The sequence below is a fragment of the Candidatus Pandoraea novymonadis genome (assembly GCF_003004665.1).
In the GTDB taxonomy this organism is placed as follows: Bacteria; Pseudomonadota; Gammaproteobacteria; order Burkholderiales; family Burkholderiaceae; genus Pandoraea; species Pandoraea novymonadis.
Window position 1 is genome coordinate 666,409 of the sequence record NZ_MUHY01000001.1, and the last position, 20,021, is coordinate 686,429.

Sequence of the window (20,021 nt, forward strand, 5' to 3'; positions counted from 1 at the left end):
TACCGGGCAAGTCAACGACTCTTGACATTGTTGCTTATGACACCTGAAAAATCACCTCTCGGCAAAAAAATCGCCCACACTGAACAGTACGAACCATCGCTACTATTTTCCATCTCACGCGATAATGCACGGAAAGAAATTGGTGTGCCCGTCAAGTTGCCTTTTTTCGGGGCGGATCTTTGGACAGCATACGAACTTTCATGGCTTAACAAAAAAGGCAAACCACAAATCACAATAGCCACATTGATCGTGCCAGCCGATTCACCTAACATTATCGAATCGAAATCGCTTAAACTCTATCTCTGCTCGTTCGCGCAAACAAAAATTGATAGTAATGATACATTGCGTGAATTACTCGAACACGACCTTTCTAAAGCATGTGGCAAATCTGTACAAGTGCAGTTGACCAAACAATCCGACTTCAGGGATATTGAGTTTGATAAACCCGACTCCCTCTTACTTGACGATCTCGATATCGAGACAACTATTTATAAACCAGATTCCTCGCTGCTAAACACATGCACTCATAAGGCACCCATCGAGGAAACACTCATGTCAAATCTTCTTAAATCAAATTGCCCGGTCACAGGACAACCCGACTGGGGTAGCGTAAAAATCCACTATTTTGGCAAACCAATCGATCAAAAAGGACTTCTAAAGTATATTATTTCCTTCCGACAACATACTGGTTTTCACGAACAATGTGTAGAACACATTTTTATAGACATCATGCGACAATGCCAACCCTCAAAGTTATCCGTATATGCTCGTTATACGCGCCGGGGCGGTCTCGATATCAACCCATTCCGCACGAACTTCAATGTGCCTCTACCCAAAAACAAACGCACAGCTCGTCAGTAAAAAACACGGGAACCTATTCCTACTAAGACGACTCCTTCTCAAAAAAGAAACCTTGCTAGATTACAAAATCTGGCTATCATAAGAAAAAGCCCCCCAATCTCGGGAGGCTTTTGAAGCATGCACCATAATGTGCTATCGGCCAACAAGAGCCAAAAAATAACTTAAATCGGAGCAATCTTCGAAGCTTGCTTACCTTTCGGACCCATCTTCACTTCAAAGCTTACCTTTTGACCCTCTTGAAGAGATTTGAAGCCATTCGATTGAATTTCCGAGAAATGTGCAAACAGGTCTTCACCACCGTCATCTGGGGTTATAAAACCAAAACCTTTAGCGTCGTTGAACCACTTAACAATACCGGTTGCCATGATACTTTTTTCCAAAAAAAACTAAATCTGAGGTCGAAACCCCCGGGATACGCTGAAAATCAAGGGAATATGAAGTACTAGTGCACCGGCGAAACGCTGAATACTGACTCGAACAAACACTTCGCTGCTTGACAATCCGCAGCCGCTTTTATACCTAGCATACAACTTATTGTCAACATAAAATTGTTATAATCCCGGTATTTTATTTAACGGCTCATTAACCTCTTCTCTTAATCACTCTAAATACCAAAAAATCTAGTCAATGTACAAATCTCCAAAGTGATGCATTTCTCATTAGATCAGCATCAAGTAATCACCCTCAGGACAGCTAAGGAGAAATAAGTAGATAAAGCTAAATAGAAGTATCCATGCGCCAATCCACTCAACATACTTCTCCAAAACATATTACCGAACGGAGGTCCAGACCGAGACCAGTATGTATCGAGCACCAAAATAAAAATCAGTGCTTCTCCACCTTGATGGGATGCCTTCTCCACCTTGATGGGATGCCGAATCCAAAATTCAGTAAAACACCGACCTCACCCAAATTAATGTCGTATCAAACGCTAATCTTCGTATCAATGGTTGCAAACCTGTCTTTTCCCTAAATCGCGAAAATAATTCATCACTGATCTGATGAAAAACTATAATCTCACCCTTATATTTTTGTTGAATAAAGCGGATAATATTCGCGCAAAAAACTCGATAAAACCTAAATTACGCAATCTCTGCAGATTCGCTTATTTCGGTAAAAATGAAGTGCATTGGGTCTGTAAGGAATTTCTTTCACACACTGTAGTAGGAGTTTATTGATTTTGACTCGTCGATCTCATAGCCCGATCACTCGCAAAAATATCTGCTCAAACGGAAATTCTAGGCACTCCAATAAGCACATTAGCAAAGAATGTTGCAATCACTCTTGTATTTAAATCTTTTCAAAAATTGCAAAAAATTAAAATCTTGGGGCTTAAAACGTTTCCTCCTAGCAAGACTTTTTTCTTGTCTTTTTACTTCATCGAACCCGAAACCACAGACTTATTCATAAAATCGTCAAGCTGGCAACCGAAATAACCGTCGCACTAACAATGTGCCAGTGGTATCGACGTACAACACAAAGTCGTAATAGATATAAAGGAAAGTACCCTCATCCGTTATTTAACGAATAACGAGTGCCGATGCCGACCCGATCATACACAAATCTTAACCAAAAATGAAAACAGCTCCAATGGTCACACTTAATATAAGCCCAAATTACGTGCTGCAAACAAATCCATAAACCAAAATTTACTGAACCAGAGTATATTTTAAGTGTTTACTACTCCCACTGCGATACAAGCTGTTTGAAGGAATCTCATGTCCAATCTCGTGGTCCATGGTGGCCAGCCGCTACGTGGCCGCATAACACCCTCTGCGAACAAAAATGCTGTGCTACCAATTTTGTGTGCCACGCTCTTAACTCTAGAACCAGTGCGTCTCATCGGCGTGCCCGAAATCACTGACGTACGTAACATCCTTGATATCTTCCGCCAGCTTGGCAGCGAGATCAAGATGGATTTTTCAACCGGTACACTCGATCTACATCATAGAAACATACGCTTTGATCCATCACACGATCACTTGCCTGAGGAAATGCGCTCATCGATTATGCTAGTGCCGGGCCTATTGGCCCGATTCGGGACTGCACGCATCGAAGACAACGTAAAAGGTTGTACACTAGGAGTGCGGGAAATTGATCCGCACATTGAGGTCTTTCATCACTTTGGCGGACACGTTGAACGCAAAGTGGGCTCACTCGTCATTCATGCCAGTAATGATCGGCCGGCAGTACATCACTGGCTCGATTATGCCTCAGTCACCACCACGGAGAATTTTGTATTGTGTGCTGCGACAGCACGTGGCCGTTCGCAATTAACGAATGCCGCCTGTGAACCTCATGTACAGGAATTTTGCCATTTTATGCAGATGCTCGGTGTACACATCGAGGGCATCGGGACCTCACAGCTTGTGATCGAAGGCAATAATCAGTTCAGTGGGGGAGAGTTTCGCTTCAGCGAAGATTTTCATGAGATTACGACGTTCCTTGCACTTGGCGCGATCACCGGCGGTGAAATAGCGGTTAAAAACTCTTTGCCGGATCAATTTCCGTTGATCGACCGCACGTTTGCAAAGTTCGGCGTGACAGTTGAGCATCGTGACGGCTGGTCTACTGCCAAACGCAATGGAACACTCAAGGTTCAGCCACCCTTTACACAAAACATTCTGACAAAGATTGAAGCCGCGCCTTGGCCCTATTTTCCAGTCGATTTATTACCGATTTTTATTGCTCTCGGTGTTAAATCGGAAGGCAGTGCCATGTTTTGGAATAAAGTCTACGATGGAGCAATGGGCTGGTCTACAGAGTTGTCGAAATTTGGGGCACATGTCTTCCTTGCTGACCCACATCGGCTAGTTACATTCGGTGGGTTATCGTTGTCACCAGCTATAGTTGACAGCCCTTATATCATTCGTGTGGCTATCGCCCTATTGATGGTAGCGGCAAGCATCAACGGACAATCTACGATTAAAAACGCGCTTCCTATCAAGCGTGCGCATCCCCATTTCGTCGAAAATCTGCGTTCCGTCGGCGCCAATGTGAGTTGGCTGTCCAAACCCTAAACTAGGCATATAATGCAGACATTATGTCAATCACTAGAATCCAAAATTTGAGTACAATGTCAAAATAAAAACGTCTGATTATTGTGTCTTAATAAGACTCTGCCTTCTAAACTCAGAGTCTTAGATTGCATTCACACCACCACCCGTTTTTTGTAACTGATCTTTGTTAAGAAGCCGTCTCGCAAACGGTTTTTTGCTTCATGAAGACACCCATGAATAAGCTCCAAAACAATGGAATCCCAATCAAAAAAAACGCTCAATTATCCATTGCATCTCACAATGTGGGAGACCTCAGTGAAACTAATAGAGCGCTTTATCTACAACGCATCCGCTCATTTGTACGTCGCAGTGGCCGCAGCTCAAAAGCACAAAAACGCGCGTTTGAGTCCCTTGGACCACAATTCAAAATAGCCTATCAATCCTCCACGATCAATTGGCTCACTGCCTTTGGTCGCGACAACTGCCCTCGCATCCTTGAAATTGGTTTCGGGATGGGCGAAACAACTGCACATATCGCCAGAAATCGACCCAATGAAGACTTTATCGCTGTCGAGGTCCATGAGCCTGGAATTGGCGCACTCCTTAAACTAATCGGTCAAATACCCCTCTCAAACATCCGTATTATTCAACACGACGCTGTCGAGGTAGTCGAAAACATGTTGTCGGAAGCTTCAATTGATGGTGTCCATATTTTCTTTCCCGATCCTTGGCATAAAAAGCGGCATCATAAGCGCCGTTTGCTCCAATCACCATTTGTCGCTCTACTCGCCTCACGCCTTAAACCTGGCGGTTACGTACATTGTGCGACAGACTGGCAAGAATATGCAGAACAAATACTTGAGGTATTAAACATTGAAACTAGTCTCAAAAATATCACCGATCATTACACCACAAGACCCAACTATCGCCCCGTCACAAAATTCGAAAATCGTGGAGTACTCCTTGGACACAAGGTATGGGACATTGTTTTTCAGAAAAAATTCTTCCCGAACTTTCCCAATAAGAGAATATAAAAAATTATCTTTACAGATTACAAAAAGCTCGATTAGAATTTCTATGAGAGATCATACGGGGGTATTTTTATAATCGGTCTTCAGGTAGATGACAATATCTGTCACGTTTAAAAGAAAGCGTCGTGCTGCTTCATTCTTCCCTCCTAGCTGCTCCGGCATCTCAACCCTTTGAAGGATTTCAAACCGGCAAAGAATACTGCCACCAGCAGCGACTAGCTTATTAGGAAAACGCATCGATGAGTCTATTCCGTACTAAAGATATTTCGGCCATGCTAGCCGCCAAACCCGATCAAAGCCTCCAAAAAGTGCTTGGTCCAGTGGACCTCGTCCTATTAGGCATCGGCGCGATTATCGGCACTGGTATCTTCGTGCTCACTGGCACAGGCGCCCTCACTGCAGGCCCAGGCTTAACTTTTTCGTTCATTATTGCCGCCTTGGCTTGTGGTTTTGCTGCACTGTGTTACGCTGAATTCGCCTCGACGATCCCGGTTTCCGGTTCCATCTACACTTATAGCTATGCCACTCTTGGCGAAATTGTAGCCTGGATGATCGGCTGGGATCTGATGCTTGAGTACGGTCTCGCAAGTTCTGCCGTCTCCATCGGTTGGTCTGGATATTTTCAATCTCTTGCTGCAGGCTTTGGTTTACACTTACCCATCGAGATCACCGCTGCACCTGGAAGCCTTCGTGGCGTTACGACATTTATTAATCTACCAGCGTTGCTCATCATGCTCCTCATAACATGGGTGTTGTCCTATGGAATGCGTGAATCAGCACGTCTTAACAACATCATGGTTGCGATTAAGATCAGTGTGGTGGTCTTATTCATTACCGTAGGTGTTTGGCATGTAAAACCAATGAACTGGCAGCCGTTTATGCCTTTCGGCATTTCTGGAGTTTTTAATGCCGCCGCAGTGGTCTTCTTCGCATTTATTGGCTTCGACGCTGTCACCTCCGCTGCTGAAGAAGTACGCAATCCAGCTCGTGATTTGCCTATCGGCATCATCGGATCCCTACTTGTATGTACAGTTTTGTATGTGACCGTTGCTGCGATTATGACCGGTATCGTACCATTTCCTGATTTCGCTGGTATAGATCACCCCATTTCACTTGCTTTGCAATATGCTGGTCAAAACTGGATTGCAGGTTTCATCGACCTAGGCGCAATTCTCGGTATGACGACTGTCATTTTGGTTATGACATATGGGCAAACACGTATCATCTTTGCCATGTCACGCGATGGTCTAATGCCCCCAATTCTTTCGAAAATTCACCCCAAGCACTCAACCCCATTCGCAGCAACTTGGATCGTAGGCACCGTTTTCGCAGCAATAGCTGCATTCGTGCCTCTCGATATCCTAGCTGAACTTATTAATATTGGTACTCTCGCAGCTTTCTCTCTAGTCGCTATTGCCGTCCTTGTATTGCGAAAAACGCACCCTGATCTACCGCGCGCGTTTCGTTGCCCAGGCACGCCAGTGGTACCATTGCTGTCAGCTGGACTTTGTATCTTTCTAATGGCTCACTTACAATCCAAAACCTGGATTGCCTTTCTCTCGTGGCTTGGCGCTGGACTGGCGATTTACTTTATTTACGCACGTCGTAACGCGGTACTGCATAAAATCACTTAAAAACTTCCTCGTCTTCCTCCTCCCAACCGGCGTAGTGAAATACGCCGGTTTTTTTCAATCAAACATAAAGGAAAGAATAAAATTTTCTCTATAAAAACCATCTGTGTCTGAAATTGATAGAAAGCCTGGTAAGCTAGGGATTTTAAAATCTGAAAAATATCCAAATTTATCTTCAATAAAGTAGACTCAGCATGAATAACAAGTTCGTCGTTTAGTTCAGCACATCCCGCACTCGTCGATATACGTCAGCACGGTCTGGCCTGTGTAAAATCCAGCGATATAACGTCTATTCTAAGTCAAATAAATAGATCACGAAGGGCATATTTCAAAGACATATCTCTGTTTAAAATGCTTCGCACACCAGTCGGTATCGGCTATCCACAAGATTTGATAAAATCATGGTATGTTCTGGCTTTTCATCCAACGATATTCGAAATGAACCACGAGTTAGCGCGCTATAATATGATCGAGCAGCAGATTCGTCCGTGGAGTGTACTAGACCCACATGTTCTCGACCTTCTGAGTTTCATTAAACGCGAAGAATTCGTACCAAATGCATACCACGATCTTGCATTTACGGATTTTGAAATTCCACTTCTAGGTGCATCCGAACCGAACACTGGTCAACATATGCTCGCTCCGCGTGTCGAAGCTCGCATTCTACAGGCGCTTGCACCTCGAAAAAATGACACCGCTTTAGAAATTGGTACAGGCTCAGGTTACATGGCTGCCCTGCTAGGTTACAGTGTTCACCATGTCACAACACTTGAAATCGATAGAAACCTCTCTGAAAAGGCAGCCGGGATCCTTCAGCATAACGGGATGAGCAATGTGGAAGTTGTGAATGCCGATGGTGCTCAAGGCTGGTCAGTCATGGCGCCTTATGATGTGATTGCGCTTTCGGGGGCGCTTACTGCACTTCCACAAAAATTACTGGAACAGCTGAAAGTTGGAGGACGCATGGTTGCCGTTGTGGGTAATGCACCAGCAATGCAAGTGCAATTAATCAAACGCGTTTCAAACATAGAATATCATACAGAAAATCTGTTTCAAACACTGATATCGCGCCTCATAGCACCACAACCATCATCATTCAAATTTTAAAAAATTTAAAAATCTTCTAGATAAATAACTGTTTAAATAGCTCTTCATGTAACCAACACATTGACTGGGATTTACCAAATCACTGACTGCTAAAATACATGTTTCACAACTGCTTGAAAAGACTGATGCTCACCCAGCACTCAGAGACCAGCGAGAGGTTCCTGTCTCAGGCAAGTAAATTTCATCTAACTCTGTAGCAAATCCGTACATAAAAACTCTCACTACCTACATTTACTTACCAGACTATCCTAACCAGTGATCAAGTATATGAACCGTCCGCTCGGTAGCTCCGCGATGCTCACGAGCAAATGAAAGCGCCGCCGCACTCATTATTGCCCTCTTCTGATCCGAACAAAGCAATGCGGCCATTGCAGTTCCTAATTCGGTAGGATTATTATCAGATACTCGCCAAGCAGCACCTGCATCTAATGCATCTTCACTCACCTGCGCAAAATTAAACATATGAGGTCCAAACAAAACCGGTGTACCCACCGCACAGGCCTCAATCAAGTTCTGTCCTCCAAAAGGACGCAAACTACCGCCAATGAATGCAATATCGCTGGCTGTAAAGTACGCAGTCATCTCACCCATCGAATCCCCAAAAAGCACATCAACATCCAAAGGAAGCTGATCTTCTCCATCGCCCCATTCACTACGACGCATGACACGCAAACCAGATTTTTTCATGAGTGATATGACAGCATCAAAACGTTGGGGATGGCGCGGCACCAATATCAACAAAGCACGTGCCGCTTTCCCTCCATTGCTCATAAGCTCGCGACGCGCTTGCAAGAGCAACATTTCCTCGCCATCTCGTGTACTGGCTGCTAACCAAACAGGTCGTTGACTGAACCGAGACCGCCACTGTCTACCTACTGCTTGTAAAGCCATAGAAGGTGCCAAATCGAACTTAAGATTCCCAAGCATATGAACATTAACAGCACCTAACATACGTAAACGCTGGGCATCAGCATTGCTTTGGGCCAATACGCCTGAAAAACCAGAAAACACCGAAACTACGGCATGTCCAAATGTCAATGCACGTTTGAACGAACGGTCGGACATACGAGCATTCGCCAACACCAAAGGAATAGCCAATTGCTTGCAAATGTGGATAAGATTTGGCCAAACCTCCGTCTCCAGCAGAACTCCTAAACGAGGTTTATAATAATTCAGAAATCGCTTCACGGCACCAGCCATGTCGTAAGGCAAATAGCAACGTATCACGCGCTCTCCAAAGAGTTGATAACCGGTAGCACGACCTGTTGGTGTCATGTGTGTAAGTAGTAAAGCATGATCTGGATAGCGTGAAAGCAACATCTCGATAAGTGGTTGAGCGGCACGTGTCTCGCCCACCGACACCGCATGCACCCAAATTATTGGACGCCCCTCCCAAGGTAATGTAGCGTAAAAACCAAAATGTTCTTTGACATGAAGACGATAGCCTGGCTCGAAACGTCCACGCCACCAAAGGCGCGCAAGAGCTATCGGTGCAATGAAAAACCATAAAGCGCCATAAATTAGCCTCAATATTTCAAAGTAACGCATGGCGGCCTGCTCAAAAATAGAGTAAAGCACCTGTAGCAGGAAAATCTGACGTCATACTCACGCCAGTTCAAAAAAAATGTCTTATCCATCAAAAATAAGGATATCCCGAGATTGAAGATATTATCAGAAGAACGTATATAGACTTTCATAAAAAGAGCACTATTTGCTAGCTATCCCCACGAACTCTAATTTTCCCTCAAAAAGGCAAAATCGCATCCAGTTTCAACTTCAAAATAGCCTCCCTGAAGCTTTTCTGAATACGACGAATGGCGACCTCGTTATCGGCTTCAAAACGAAGCACAATCGCGGGTGTGGTATTCGATGCTCGCACCAAACCGAAACCATCTGCGTACTCGACGCGTAAACCATCAATTTTCACCACTTGCTCAGCATTGGCAAAATTTGCAGTCTCCCTCAATTTATCAATCAATAGGAAGTTTTCTCCTTCTGTACACTTAATGTGTAACTCTGGTGTCGAAAGCGAACTTGGCAAAGCATTAAGGACTTCACTTGGATGGGCTGACTCAGACAAAATTTCCAACAAACGAGCACCAGTATATAATCCATCATCAAAACCATACCAACGGTCTTTGAAGAAGATATGCCCACTCATTTCCCCCGCCAACGGCGCACCCATCTCTTTCAACTTAGCCTTCATGAGCGAATGGCCAGTTTTCCACATCTTTGGATAACCACCATGCTTTGTCACCCAAGCAGCAAGATTACGTGTGCATTTAACATCATAGATAATAGTCTCACCAGGAAATCGCCTCAAAACTTCTGCTGCGAATAACATAAGTTGTCGATCAGGATAGATAATTTCTCCATCTTTCGTCACTACACCCAGACGATCCCCATCCCCATCGAACGCAAGTCCGAGCTCCGAATTTGTCTCACGTATGCATTCAATCAAATCCCGAAGATTCTCTGGATGAGCTGGATCGGGATGATGATTTGGAAAGGTCCCATCTACATCGCAAAACAACTCAGCAACATCACAGCCAATAGCACGGAAAAGTTGCGGGGCGAACGCACCCGCGACGCCATTACCGCAATCGATCGCAATTTTCATGGGACGCTTTAGAACAATGTCTGAAACGACACGTGTCTGATATGCATCGGTAACATTTCTCACCGAATAAATACCTTTACCGGTCTCATAATCCTGTTTTTCAATTGTGCGGTAGAGGGCCTGAATGGCATCACCGTAGATGGCATCGCCACGTAAAACCATTTTAAAACCATTGTAATTAGACGGATTATGGCTCCCTGTAACCATAATGCCAGAATCAACTTTGCAACCATTTATCAATACGTTCGTCGCGAAATACATCAATGGTGTAGTCACCATACCGATATCAACAATGTCAACACCCGTGGCACACAAACCCTCTGACAAAGCACAGCTCAGCTCTGATCCCGATATACGGCCATCACGGCCCATTATAACGGCATGCCCACCTTCGCGACGGACATGTGTACCAAAAGCCAAACCGATCTGATACGCCACATTCGCATTAAGCGAATCACCAACAACGCCACGAATATCATATACTTTAAAGATTAAATGCGAGGGTAGAGTGTTTTGGCTCATGAGCTAATTTTCTACTGATGAAAATTGGATGGAAATCAATAATATTGTTTCATCATACTGCGTGTTCGACGCACAATACATAATTGAGAAACTGAAATTCTTAGAAAAGAATTCATGTGAGAGCTGCTGACCCGTGAAAACCGAAATGCAAAAACACCTTACGATACAGTTATAAAGGACCCTGGAACGCTGAGTATCCCAAGTAATTCACGTAAAAATAATCATCTAACATCGATGTCACAATTTGCCTGTTAATTTTCGGGTTCACAGATATCTCGGTCGATCGAGGTTAACTTATTTCCAACTCACCCTCGGTCGCTATCAAACGTTTAGTTGATCTGAGTTCCCTCCAGTATTACGCTGATACAGGTTGTATTCATGTTATATCGGATCATCCTTCGTAACATTCTCTGGATGCTGCTTGAGCGCAGCTCACAGATTGTCGCCGGCATCATCGTTTCAGGACTGCTAGCACGTGGCCTAGGGGCTGCACAATTCGGCTTATTCCAATATAGTCAATCTCTCGTTTTCCTCGCCAGTGCAATCACGCTACTATGCAGCGCCGAAGTCGTCCTGCCACGGTTGGTCGACAAAACAGAAGTAGTAAGGCAGCACGTCATGGTACACGCGCTCGTGCTAAGGATAGGGGCAGCTATCGTCACTTACGCCTTACTCGCTATTTACGCGTTGTTTGTCTCCGAACCAATACTACGCGGTGTCATTCTTTGGCTCGGTATTGCCTTACTATTACGCGAACCATTCGGTGTTATCACAACATGGTTACAGATAAAAAATTTCAACCGTCCAAGTGTCCAAGCCAATCTGATTGCACTAGCTATCAAAGTTTTATTGATCACAATCCTATATTTTTTAAAAGCTTCATTGGTCGCTTTCTCTGTCGTCTACGCCATCGAAGCTCTCATCGCCGCAGCGATTCTTGTCATTTACTACAGGTGGCAAATACCGGTGCATCGGATATCATGGAATCCTACGCTACTCCGCGAATTACTGCATTCTGGCATGACATTCTGGGCTGGGCTGCTGTTGATGTTTTTCTTTAAACGGATAGACCAACTCGTGCTAAAACTGGTTATTCCCTTATCAGAACTCGGTACTTACGTGGCTGCGATGCAGATAACAGAAAACTTTGTACTGGTGGCACCAATTATTGCAAACTCACTGGCGACACCTTTTTTTCTACAAGTAAAAGATACCATCGTTGCCCGACGTAATGCTTGGAAGGCAACAGTAATAATTGTGACATCAGGAACGTGTTTAGCAGTACCAATTGCACTTTTTTCACCATCTATCATACATCTCATCTATGGTCCAGCTTTCACAGAAGCGGCCAAAATTCTCCGTATTTCTGCTCTACTTGGCATACTCGTTTTTGCAGATGCTGCGCTCAATTTGAGCTTAGTCCGACGAGGAGAAGGACATTGGATCATCGCAAAATGGCTAAGCGCAAGCGGTGCAGCCTTCGCAACGGTCACATCACTCGCGCCACATCTCGGCGCCTTGGCCGGGTTAGCTGGCTATGGAGTAGGTTACGTCGTGGCGATTGCAGTGGGTGTTTGGCTAACAGGACGCGATCAATGACAGCACTCGATCGGGGATCTTGCTTTTTCACTCCATCTGTCTTTTTGGGGAGATGGGAATAAAGCGAGAGGTCACTGCGCATTACGAATGCGCTCAAGCCATCCAATGTATTTGGTAACACAATGGAGGAGATGCTGCCATTTTATAGTAATACTCCACGAGTCATTATACGATTGCCATATATCATTTTATGGCATCATTTTCTGTAGGTGCTACATAACATCCATCATTATTTACACACTGACGCAATCAGTAGACCACTTATTGATGTTAGGCTCATGGCAATATAATTCACGGAACCTGCAACATTACGTCTATCGGTGCAAAGCATGACTGGGAGAACAGCGCTTACAAAAGCAATCTTGGACCCATTACTTATCCTATACGCTACCTAGATCCTTCCGGTAGCGAGGTTATCGTCCTATTGACAAATGCCAATAGTAAAGGGACTCCGAAGAAAGACACATCAATTCAGCTCTTCCCTAATCTCATTAGTGACCAGTACTGACTTACAACATGTGGTTAGCAACCCCGTATTGTCGGTGATTACCGATGGACAAAACACTCGAAAAACAGTTTGCTAGAATTGCGAAGCAAGTCATTTTTTTCGCCACCACGAATGACATTGCTGCATGCTGAGAAACTCTGCCAACCAAAAGGCAATTTCATGAAGATCCTTTTTTTCCTCACTGGTCTACAACTAGGCGGTGCTGAGACTCAAGTTGTTACTTTAGCAAAAGCAATCCTAAATCGTGGTCACGATGTAACCCTCGTCTCGCTAACTGGTGATTGTGTAATTTGTCTCCCAAAACACCCTGGATTTCGATGTATTGAACTACGAGCAAAAAAATCACCTATCTCATTGTTTAGTGCAATCCTACAACTGGCTATGTATGTACACAAAATCCGACCTCATGTCGTTCATAGCCATATGGTACACGCTAATCTCATAGCACGACTCACTCGCCTACTCGCACCAATACCAGCACTGGTATGCAGCGCACACAGCCGAAATGAAGGAGGTCGCTTGCGAATGTTAGCCTATCGCTGGACGGATCGACTAGCAAGCATAACAACTAATGTAAGCAAAGATGCCGTCGCAGCATTCATTGCACAGGGCGCGGTACCTGCGCATCGGATCATCAACATACCAAACTGTATCGATACCACACTTTTCCGAGCAGATAAAAGCATACGACAACGTGTCCGAGCAACCCTTGGGATAGGAGATGAGATGGCGATGGTACTCGCCGTTGGCCGACTGGTCCCTGCAAAGGATTACTCGACAATGTTACGTGCATTCGCACGCACTCTACAAAGTTTACCTTCGGCACACCTGTATATCGCTGGTGAGGGGCCTATGCGTGACTCGATCGCTAAGGAGATAAGCGATCAAAATCTGCAAAACACCATTACTTTACTTGGCCGACGTGACGATATACCAGCTTTACTCTCTGCGGCTGATGCCTTCTTAATGTCCTCGGTTTGGGAGGGCTTGCCTCTCGTAATTTGCGAAGCAATGGCGACTGGATTACCCATCGTGTCAACAGATTGCGGCGGTGTTGGTGAGCTGCTCGGAAATGATATGGGTAATATCGCCCCAGGGCTTTCCGAAGTGGGTGATGATAAGGGTCTTGCCCAAGCTCTCATCCTAGCGCTCTCACTCACCCCTGAGAAGCGATCACGCATTGCTGCAGCACAGCGAGCACGTATTGTGGCACACTACTCACTCGACAATATCGTTGAATGCTGGCTCACTTGTTACGCACGAATTATTCATCCGAAATCTATCTTATGACCTCGTCAGCACCAGTTTTACTATGTTCCAACACATTTTGGTCAATCTATAATTTTCGACGAGGCGCAATTACAGCCATGCTCTCTGTGGGACACCCGGTGCATGTAGCAGCGGCAGCGACACAAAATGATACATTCGCACCGATGTTACGGGCAATAGGATGTATTGTTCACGAGATACCGATGGCTGCTAATGGCAAAAATCCGCTACAAGATTTGATATTGGTTTATCGGCTATACCGTTTATATCGGCACATCAAGCCCAGAGTAGTTTTTCACTACACGATTAAACCCAACATCTACGGCTCGATAGTTTCTCATTGGGCAGGCATCCCTTCAGTATCAGTCACAACAGGTCTCGGCTATGTTTTTATCAACGATTCGATCACCACGCACATCGTACGTGGCTTGTATCGCTACGCGTTTCGTCATACTGACGAAAATTGGTTCCTCAATCAAGAAGATCTACGCACGTTTGTATCCGAGGGACTCGTGGCGCAGCAAAAAACTCGTTTGCTCCCCGGAGAAGGTATCAATCTCTACCATTTCGACAAATCACCTTGGCCATCAGATGAAACTCCGTTTCGTTTTCTGTTAATTTGTCGTTTACTGCGTGACAAAGGCGTCATTGAATATGTGGAGGCTGCACGTGCGTTAAAACGTGAACTGCCAAACGTCATCTGTCAAATACTCGGGCCTGCTGACGTCTCGAACCCAAGCAGGATCCTTCGTGAAACCATAGATGGTTGGCAGCTTCAAGGAAGCATCGAGTATCTCGACACAACATCTGATGTGCGGCCCTTCATTGCGGCGGCACAATGCATCGTGTTGCCGTCTTATCGTGAAGGGTTACCACGCACGTTGCTAGAAGCTGGAGCATTATGCCGTCCAATCATAACTAGCGATGCTCCAGGCTGTCGTGATGTCGTCGATGACGGCATCACGGGATGGAAAGTCCCAGTACGTGATACAGCCGCCCTCACGACCCGTATGCGCATGGTGGCAAGGCTGCCTCGTAAAGAGTTACAACGCATCGGCAATGCTGGGCGGGCTAAAGTAGCGCGTGAATTCAGCGAGCATAGGGTAATTGCACAGTACCTCCGAATCCTCACAAGGATCAATTAATAGCCCAACACCTTTCGTTATGATGTCTAACGGCATATGCCAAAAACAGTTTTCTGATAGCATCACTTTCAATAATGCTCAGTCTCGTTATCGCCATGGTGGTCTCATTCTTCAGTACGCTGATGATCGTTCGTTATGCCAATGTCCATAAGCGTTTCTCGGGTGACAGTGATACCACCGGCATACAGAAATTTCATGCACGTACAGTGCCTCGCATTGGTGGTATCAGCATCTTGCTCGGTATCATTACTGCCACACTCGCCTTAGCACCACTGCATACACAGATGGCGCAGAGTATCCTCTTTCTCAGTGTCTGTGGTCTACCTGCCTTCATAAGTGGTTTTTTTGAAGATCTCACAAAAAGTCTCTCTCCTCGTATACGTTTGATCGCGACGATGATTTCCGCCCTGTGTGCATATGTAATACTAGACATTCATATCACGCGTATCGGTATTGGACCACTTGATCGTTTACTAACCCTTACCAGCATCTCAGTCATTTTCACCGTATTGTGCACCGCAGGTATGGCAAATGCGCTGAATATCATCGATGGCTTCAACGGCCTCGCACCAATGATTGCAGTGATAATGTTCGCCTCCCTTGGTTACGTCGGATTGAAATCGCAAGACTTAATTGTGCTAACAACATCAATGATTATGATCGGCGCGATTCTTGGCTTCTTCATGCTGAACTTTCCCAGTGGTTTGATTTTCCTCGGCGATGGTGGGGCTTATTTCATCGGATTTATTCTCGCCGAGTTATCAATCCTACTCGTCATGCATAATCCACAAGTTTCTCCTTGGTATCCTGCATTAATGGTGATCTATCCAGTCTTCGAAGTCTGCTTTTCAATTTATCGAAAACTCATCGTCCGAGGTATATCACCAAGTATCCCAGATGGCGTCCATCTACACATGCTAGTCTACAAACGGTTAATGCGGTCGACCTGCGGTAAAAAAACGGTCCGAGCGTTAACAAAACGTAATTCTTTGACCTCGCCTTACCTTTGGCTGTTATGCTTATTAGCGGTCGTCCCAGCAACAATTTTTTGGCGAAACACAACTATTCTTGTCCTGTGTTGCCTAGCTTTCATGATGATCTATGTATGGCTCTACGTACGTATCATACGTTTCAAAGCACCCCGTTGGCTGATCTATAGAAAAAATAGTGATATAAGTTCACGATCAACGCACCAACGAAAAACTTCCCACGAGACATGACAGCTTTCATTTCAAAAATCCGCCCCATTTATGCAATTGGTGACCTGCATGGCTGCCTTCCCGCACTTAAGCAGATACTCGCACGCTTACCTACCAACGCAGAACTATGGTTTTGCGGAGATCTTATCAATCGTGGTCCTAACTCACTCGGCACGCTCCGTCACGTAATGTCGCTCGAACAACGTTCGACTGTTGTGTTAGGCAATCACGATCTATACTTGCTAGCCATCGCAGCAGGGATACAACCACTAAATAAAACACACATCATCGATGAAATCCTGAATGCACCGGATATAGATATCTTAATCGATTGGATACGCCATCGTCCAATAGCCCATTTCGCCAATGGTTATCTCATGGTGCATGCTGGTGTTTTACCGCAATGGAGCACCACACAAACGGTGCTACTCGCTCAAGAGGTCGAACATGCACTGCGTAGTGAAAACTGGAAAGTCTTTCTCAGAAGGATGTTCGGTAATCAACCAGATCAATGGCAAGATAATCTAAAAAACGACGATCGCCATCGATTAACAATCAATGCGCTCACTCGCTTGCGTTTTTGCACAGTAGAAGGCCGGATGGATTTCGATCACAAAACCGGTCCTGATACAGCTATTCCCAATCTAATGCCCTGGTTCGACGTCCCAGGGCGACGAACGGCAGATACTGTGGTTCTTTTCGGCCACTGGTCAGCATTGGGATTACTCACGCGAGATAACTTGATCGGCCTCGACACAGGCTGTGTATGGGGCGGCCAACTCACAGCTTTCAAACTAACGGAAAAGCCTTCTGAGCGCAATTTTTTACAAGTCAACTGCCAAAAATGTTAGTAAGTTTTAACCCTATTCGATAAAAAAAATGAAAAACCTTCTCTGTTCACTATATTGATCCCTCACTGGTTCACTAGGCATCATTAAAATAGACCAGCTGTTCGAGCTACTATCTAATCATAACCTCAATATGCCTTAACATCTCTGCTAACCTTTGCTTATTCAGCTCCAGCGTAAGGTTGGATTGAAATAATAACTTCCCAGAAAAATGTAAAGGCCAGTGTCTACAATCTTCTATCGCTAGACCAAAGTCAATGGAAAGATCGGAATATGGCTATTATATGAATATCGCGCTCGTTACTACAAAGGTAACCGCTCAATGAAAATAGTATTGTCTGTTGTTTGAGCACATATCTGACCTGCGCTTAATAATAAATTTTTAAAACAGAAATCTTTTATAAAATCAACCTTATTCATCCCCACAATAGGCAAGCATTAGGCCATCACACTTTCATCAAAATATTGCTGCAATATAATTTTTGCTGCATGAGCATCAAGTCTATTTATAACTTTTCCCGTTTCGACAAACGAAATCTTTGCAGCCACTGATGAATAGCGTTCGTCGACCCACACCACAGGCACATGAAAACGACCGTTAAGCTGATTACCAAAACGTTTAGCTCGCTTCGTCATATCGTGAGGTGTTCCATCCGGATGAGTAGGCAAGCCAACAACAATGCATTCTGGTTGCCACTCAGCAATCAGTTTACCAACCTCGCCAAAGCGCACTTGACAATTCAAATTAGTAATCATAGTAAGCGCACGGGCCTGAAGTAATACCGTGTTGCCAATCGCCACACCTATACGTCTCGCACCGTAATCGAAAGCAAGTACCGTAGCACTTCCGATTGTCATGCATGACCCGCATCGGCAGAGAGCATCATCGATGAAATACCAAGTAATGCAAGTGCTGCCTCAAATCGATCAGCCGGAGGTATATTGAATAGAATATTCGAATCAGCATCAACAGTAAGCCATCCATTCTTACCAATTTCATCTTCGAGTTGTCCTGCACTCCAACCTGCATGACCAAGTGTGAGCAAAAAACGGTTGAATCCTTCACCTTGAGCTACGGCTTCTAGAACATCCTTCGAAGTGGTCATCTCAAGCCCGCCTGCAACTGATAATGATGAACTATAAGATGTTCCATTCGATTCATGTAATACAAAACCCTGCTCCATCTGAAGTGGTCCACCAAAAAAAACAGGCTGGTGAATTAAAGGTTCAATCTCAAGTTTAAGATCAAGCCGATCAAACAGCGATTGCAAATTAATATCAGTTGGTTTGTTAATCACAAGGCCGATAGCACCACGTTCATTATGTTGACAAAGATAAACCACAGTTCCAGAAAAAGTGGGGTCAGCCATCCCAGGCATAGCAATCAGGAACTGATTAGTAAGGTTAATACGATTATTTGACATAGCTCCAAGTGTATCAAAGCCTCTATACCGTCTGTCGAGAATTTCCTGAAAATCATTCACCACGGCCTAGCCCCATAACAGATCAAGTCTAACTCAGCAAATTCCAATATATGCTTCGTTAGCGCAAACACATAACATATAAGGCATGTGTTCAACCCAAATACACTCGCCCCCAACATAGTTCATTACTGAATCACAAATAGGAAAAATCTAAGTCAGTAATACTAAATCTATATACCCTTAAAATGGCCCATTCAAATTCGCGAAAGTGCCACACAACACATCTATAATCACCAATGCACTGCATAAGTTGTCAGATCAATATCGATACATACATCAGCAGGCATATCGGTTTTTTCTCAGCGCTAAAGTATTCTCTCAAAATCATGAGTCATGGTGTTAGATACCTTGAGCATGAAGAACAAGGTATCTAAGATATGTAAGACCAGATCCATCGAGTCTTCTCTTCAGGAGGGTTGACGAAAATTCAAATAGTTATGAAAAATTTAGATCTGGATCATTTCAAAATCTTCCTTACGCGCCCCACATTCTGGACACATCCAGTTCATAGGGATATCCTCCCATAGCGTACCTGGCGCAATATCGTCATCAGGTGCTCCCTCAACTTCATCATACACCCACCCACAAATTAGGCACATCCAGCTCTTATATTCCATACTTCTTCAATAACACAAGTACTCCGTTACGGTTACAACAACTCAAAATATAATGCTACCGTGGAACCCAATCACTTACCAGGTCTACATCTGCAAACTAATAGTAATTGATACAAATAAAATTCCATCGATCAACTTGATCATCATTCAAGAAAATCATATGTTGCACGAATAAATACCCATAATCAAATCACCTTCAAAAACTTAACACCACCATCAAATGGGGTAACATCGCAGAACCTGTCAACGATCATTACGAAACCACCTCTTCGTGGTCAATTTTTTTATTAACCAGCAAGCATTTAGTCCAAGAGACACCAACATACATAATCGAAAAATTTCGATTATGTGCAAAAGCAAATTCTCTAAAGAAAACGTTACCACAGACTGTCGGCATATGGCCGTAGCTTCGTGTTCATCTCGCCGAAAAGTCCTAGAACGAACTTACAACTTCATATTTCTCAAACATATTTGAACGCGTTCCAAATATGAAGTCGCTATAGTCATCGAGAACCTTCTCTGTCATAGCAATTACTATACTAATGAATGACTCTCAATCATCACCTCACTGTGTTTATAGA

The 20,021-nt window shown here is 44.4% G+C and carries 17 protein-coding genes; 10 read left to right on the plus strand and 7 right to left on the minus strand.

The annotated features are described in order from the left end of the window. The first annotated feature begins 36 nt into the window (after nt 1-36). Entirely contained in the window at nt 37-861 is an 825-nt protein-coding gene (gene queF, locus BZL35_RS02800; protein ID WP_106182665.1) for an NADPH-dependent 7-cyano-7-deazaguanine reductase QueF, read from the plus strand. 161 nt (nt 862-1,022) lie between these two features. On the opposite strand, the gene BZL35_RS02805 is transcribed toward queF, so the two are convergent. Next, nucleotides 1,023-1,226, minus strand: a complete 204-nt coding sequence (locus tag BZL35_RS02805) for a cold-shock protein (RefSeq protein ID WP_106182666.1) — start codon at nt 1,224-1,226, stop codon at nt 1,023-1,025. A 1,353-nt stretch (nt 1,227-2,579) separates the two neighbouring features. Between BZL35_RS02805 and BZL35_RS02810 the strand changes: the two genes are divergently transcribed. Next, nucleotides 2,580-3,881, plus strand: coding sequence for a UDP-N-acetylglucosamine 1-carboxyvinyltransferase (locus BZL35_RS02810; protein WP_106182667.1), 1,302 nt, complete (start codon nt 2,580-2,582; stop codon nt 3,879-3,881). A gap of 212 nt (nt 3,882-4,093) precedes the next feature. Further along, a complete protein-coding gene (gene trmB, locus BZL35_RS02815; protein WP_106182668.1) occupies nt 4,094-4,894 on the plus strand; it encodes a tRNA (guanosine(46)-N7)-methyltransferase TrmB in 801 nt (266 codons plus the stop codon). Between the two features lie 51 nt (nt 4,895-4,945). Here trmB and BZL35_RS02820 read toward each other — a convergent pair whose 3' ends face one another. Beyond that, nucleotides 4,946-5,128, minus strand: coding sequence for a hypothetical protein (locus BZL35_RS02820; RefSeq protein WP_106182669.1), 183 nt, complete (start codon nt 5,126-5,128; stop codon nt 4,946-4,948). Nucleotides 5,129-5,130: 2 nt separating this feature from the next. On the opposite strand from BZL35_RS02820, the gene BZL35_RS02825 reads away from it, so the two are divergent. Both BZL35_RS02825 and BZL35_RS02830 read left to right on the plus strand, forming a co-directional pair. After that, a complete protein-coding gene (locus BZL35_RS02825) occupies nt 5,131-6,525 on the plus strand; it encodes a branched-chain amino acid transporter BcaP (protein ID WP_106182670.1) in 1,395 nt (464 codons plus the stop codon). 435 nt (nt 6,526-6,960) lie between these two features. Next, the gene (locus BZL35_RS02830) at nt 6,961-7,629 is read left to right on the plus strand and encodes a protein-L-isoaspartate O-methyltransferase family protein (protein WP_106182870.1); all 669 of its coding nucleotides are present in this window, start codon (nt 6,961-6,963) and stop codon (nt 7,627-7,629) included. 243 nt (nt 7,630-7,872) lie between these two features. On the opposite strand, the gene waaA is transcribed toward BZL35_RS02830, so the two are convergent. Beyond that, a complete protein-coding gene (gene waaA / locus BZL35_RS02835; protein WP_106182871.1) occupies nt 7,873-9,162 on the minus strand; it encodes a lipid IV(A) 3-deoxy-D-manno-octulosonic acid transferase in 1,290 nt (429 codons plus the stop codon). A 211-nt stretch (nt 9,163-9,373) separates the two neighbouring features. Beyond that, nucleotides 9,374-10,771, minus strand: a complete 1,398-nt coding sequence (locus BZL35_RS02840) for a phosphomannomutase/phosphoglucomutase (RefSeq protein ID WP_106182671.1) — start codon at nt 10,769-10,771, stop codon at nt 9,374-9,376. Nucleotides 10,772-11,149: 378 nt separating this feature from the next. Here BZL35_RS02840 and BZL35_RS02845 point away from each other — a divergent pair, with 378 nt between their 5' ends. The 5 genes from BZL35_RS02845 to BZL35_RS02865 all read left to right on the plus strand — a co-directional run bounded on the left by BZL35_RS02845 (nt 11,150) and on the right by BZL35_RS02865 (nt 17,342). Then, on the plus strand, nt 11,150-12,370 hold the full coding sequence (locus BZL35_RS02845) for an oligosaccharide flippase family protein (protein ID WP_106182672.1): 1,221 nt from the start codon (nt 11,150-11,152) through the stop codon (nt 12,368-12,370). 667 nt (nt 12,371-13,037) lie between these two features. Then, on the plus strand, nt 13,038-14,168 hold the full coding sequence (locus tag BZL35_RS02850) for a glycosyltransferase (protein WP_181276534.1): 1,131 nt from the start codon (nt 13,038-13,040) through the stop codon (nt 14,166-14,168). After that, on the plus strand, nt 14,165-15,292 hold the full coding sequence (locus BZL35_RS02855; protein ID WP_106182674.1) for a glycosyltransferase family 4 protein: 1,128 nt from the start codon (nt 14,165-14,167) through the stop codon (nt 15,290-15,292). The genes BZL35_RS02850 and BZL35_RS02855 overlap by 4 nt, the downstream gene beginning before the upstream one ends. Nucleotides 15,293-15,366: 74 nt before the next feature. Further along, on the plus strand, nt 15,367-16,512 hold the full coding sequence (locus tag BZL35_RS02860; RefSeq protein ID WP_106182675.1) for an MraY family glycosyltransferase: 1,146 nt from the start codon (nt 15,367-15,369) through the stop codon (nt 16,510-16,512). After that, nucleotides 16,509-17,342 carry a symmetrical bis(5'-nucleosyl)-tetraphosphatase gene (locus BZL35_RS02865; protein WP_106182676.1) on the plus strand — a complete coding sequence of 278 codons (834 nt, stop codon included), beginning with the start codon at nt 16,509-16,511 and terminating at the stop codon, nt 17,340-17,342. Before BZL35_RS02860 ends, BZL35_RS02865 begins: the two co-directional genes overlap by 4 nt. 435 nt (nt 17,343-17,777) lie before the next feature. Here the strand turns inward: BZL35_RS02865 and ruvX are convergent, their stop codons facing one another. The 3 genes from ruvX to BZL35_RS02880 all read right to left on the minus strand — a co-directional run bounded on the left by ruvX (nt 17,778) and on the right by BZL35_RS02880 (nt 19,440). After that, entirely contained in the window at nt 17,778-18,197 is a 420-nt protein-coding gene (gene ruvX / locus BZL35_RS02870) for a Holliday junction resolvase RuvX (RefSeq protein ID WP_106182677.1), read from the minus strand. Further along, nucleotides 18,194-18,763 carry a YqgE/AlgH family protein gene (locus BZL35_RS02875; RefSeq protein WP_106182872.1) on the minus strand — a complete coding sequence of 190 codons (570 nt, stop codon included), beginning with the start codon at nt 18,761-18,763 and terminating at the stop codon, nt 18,194-18,196. Before BZL35_RS02875 ends, ruvX begins: the two co-directional genes overlap by 4 nt. A gap of 506 nt (nt 18,764-19,269) precedes the next feature. Continuing rightward, nucleotides 19,270-19,440, minus strand: a complete 171-nt coding sequence (locus BZL35_RS02880; RefSeq protein WP_106182678.1) for a rubredoxin — start codon at nt 19,438-19,440, stop codon at nt 19,270-19,272. Between the last annotated feature and the right edge of the window lie 581 nt (nt 19,441-20,021).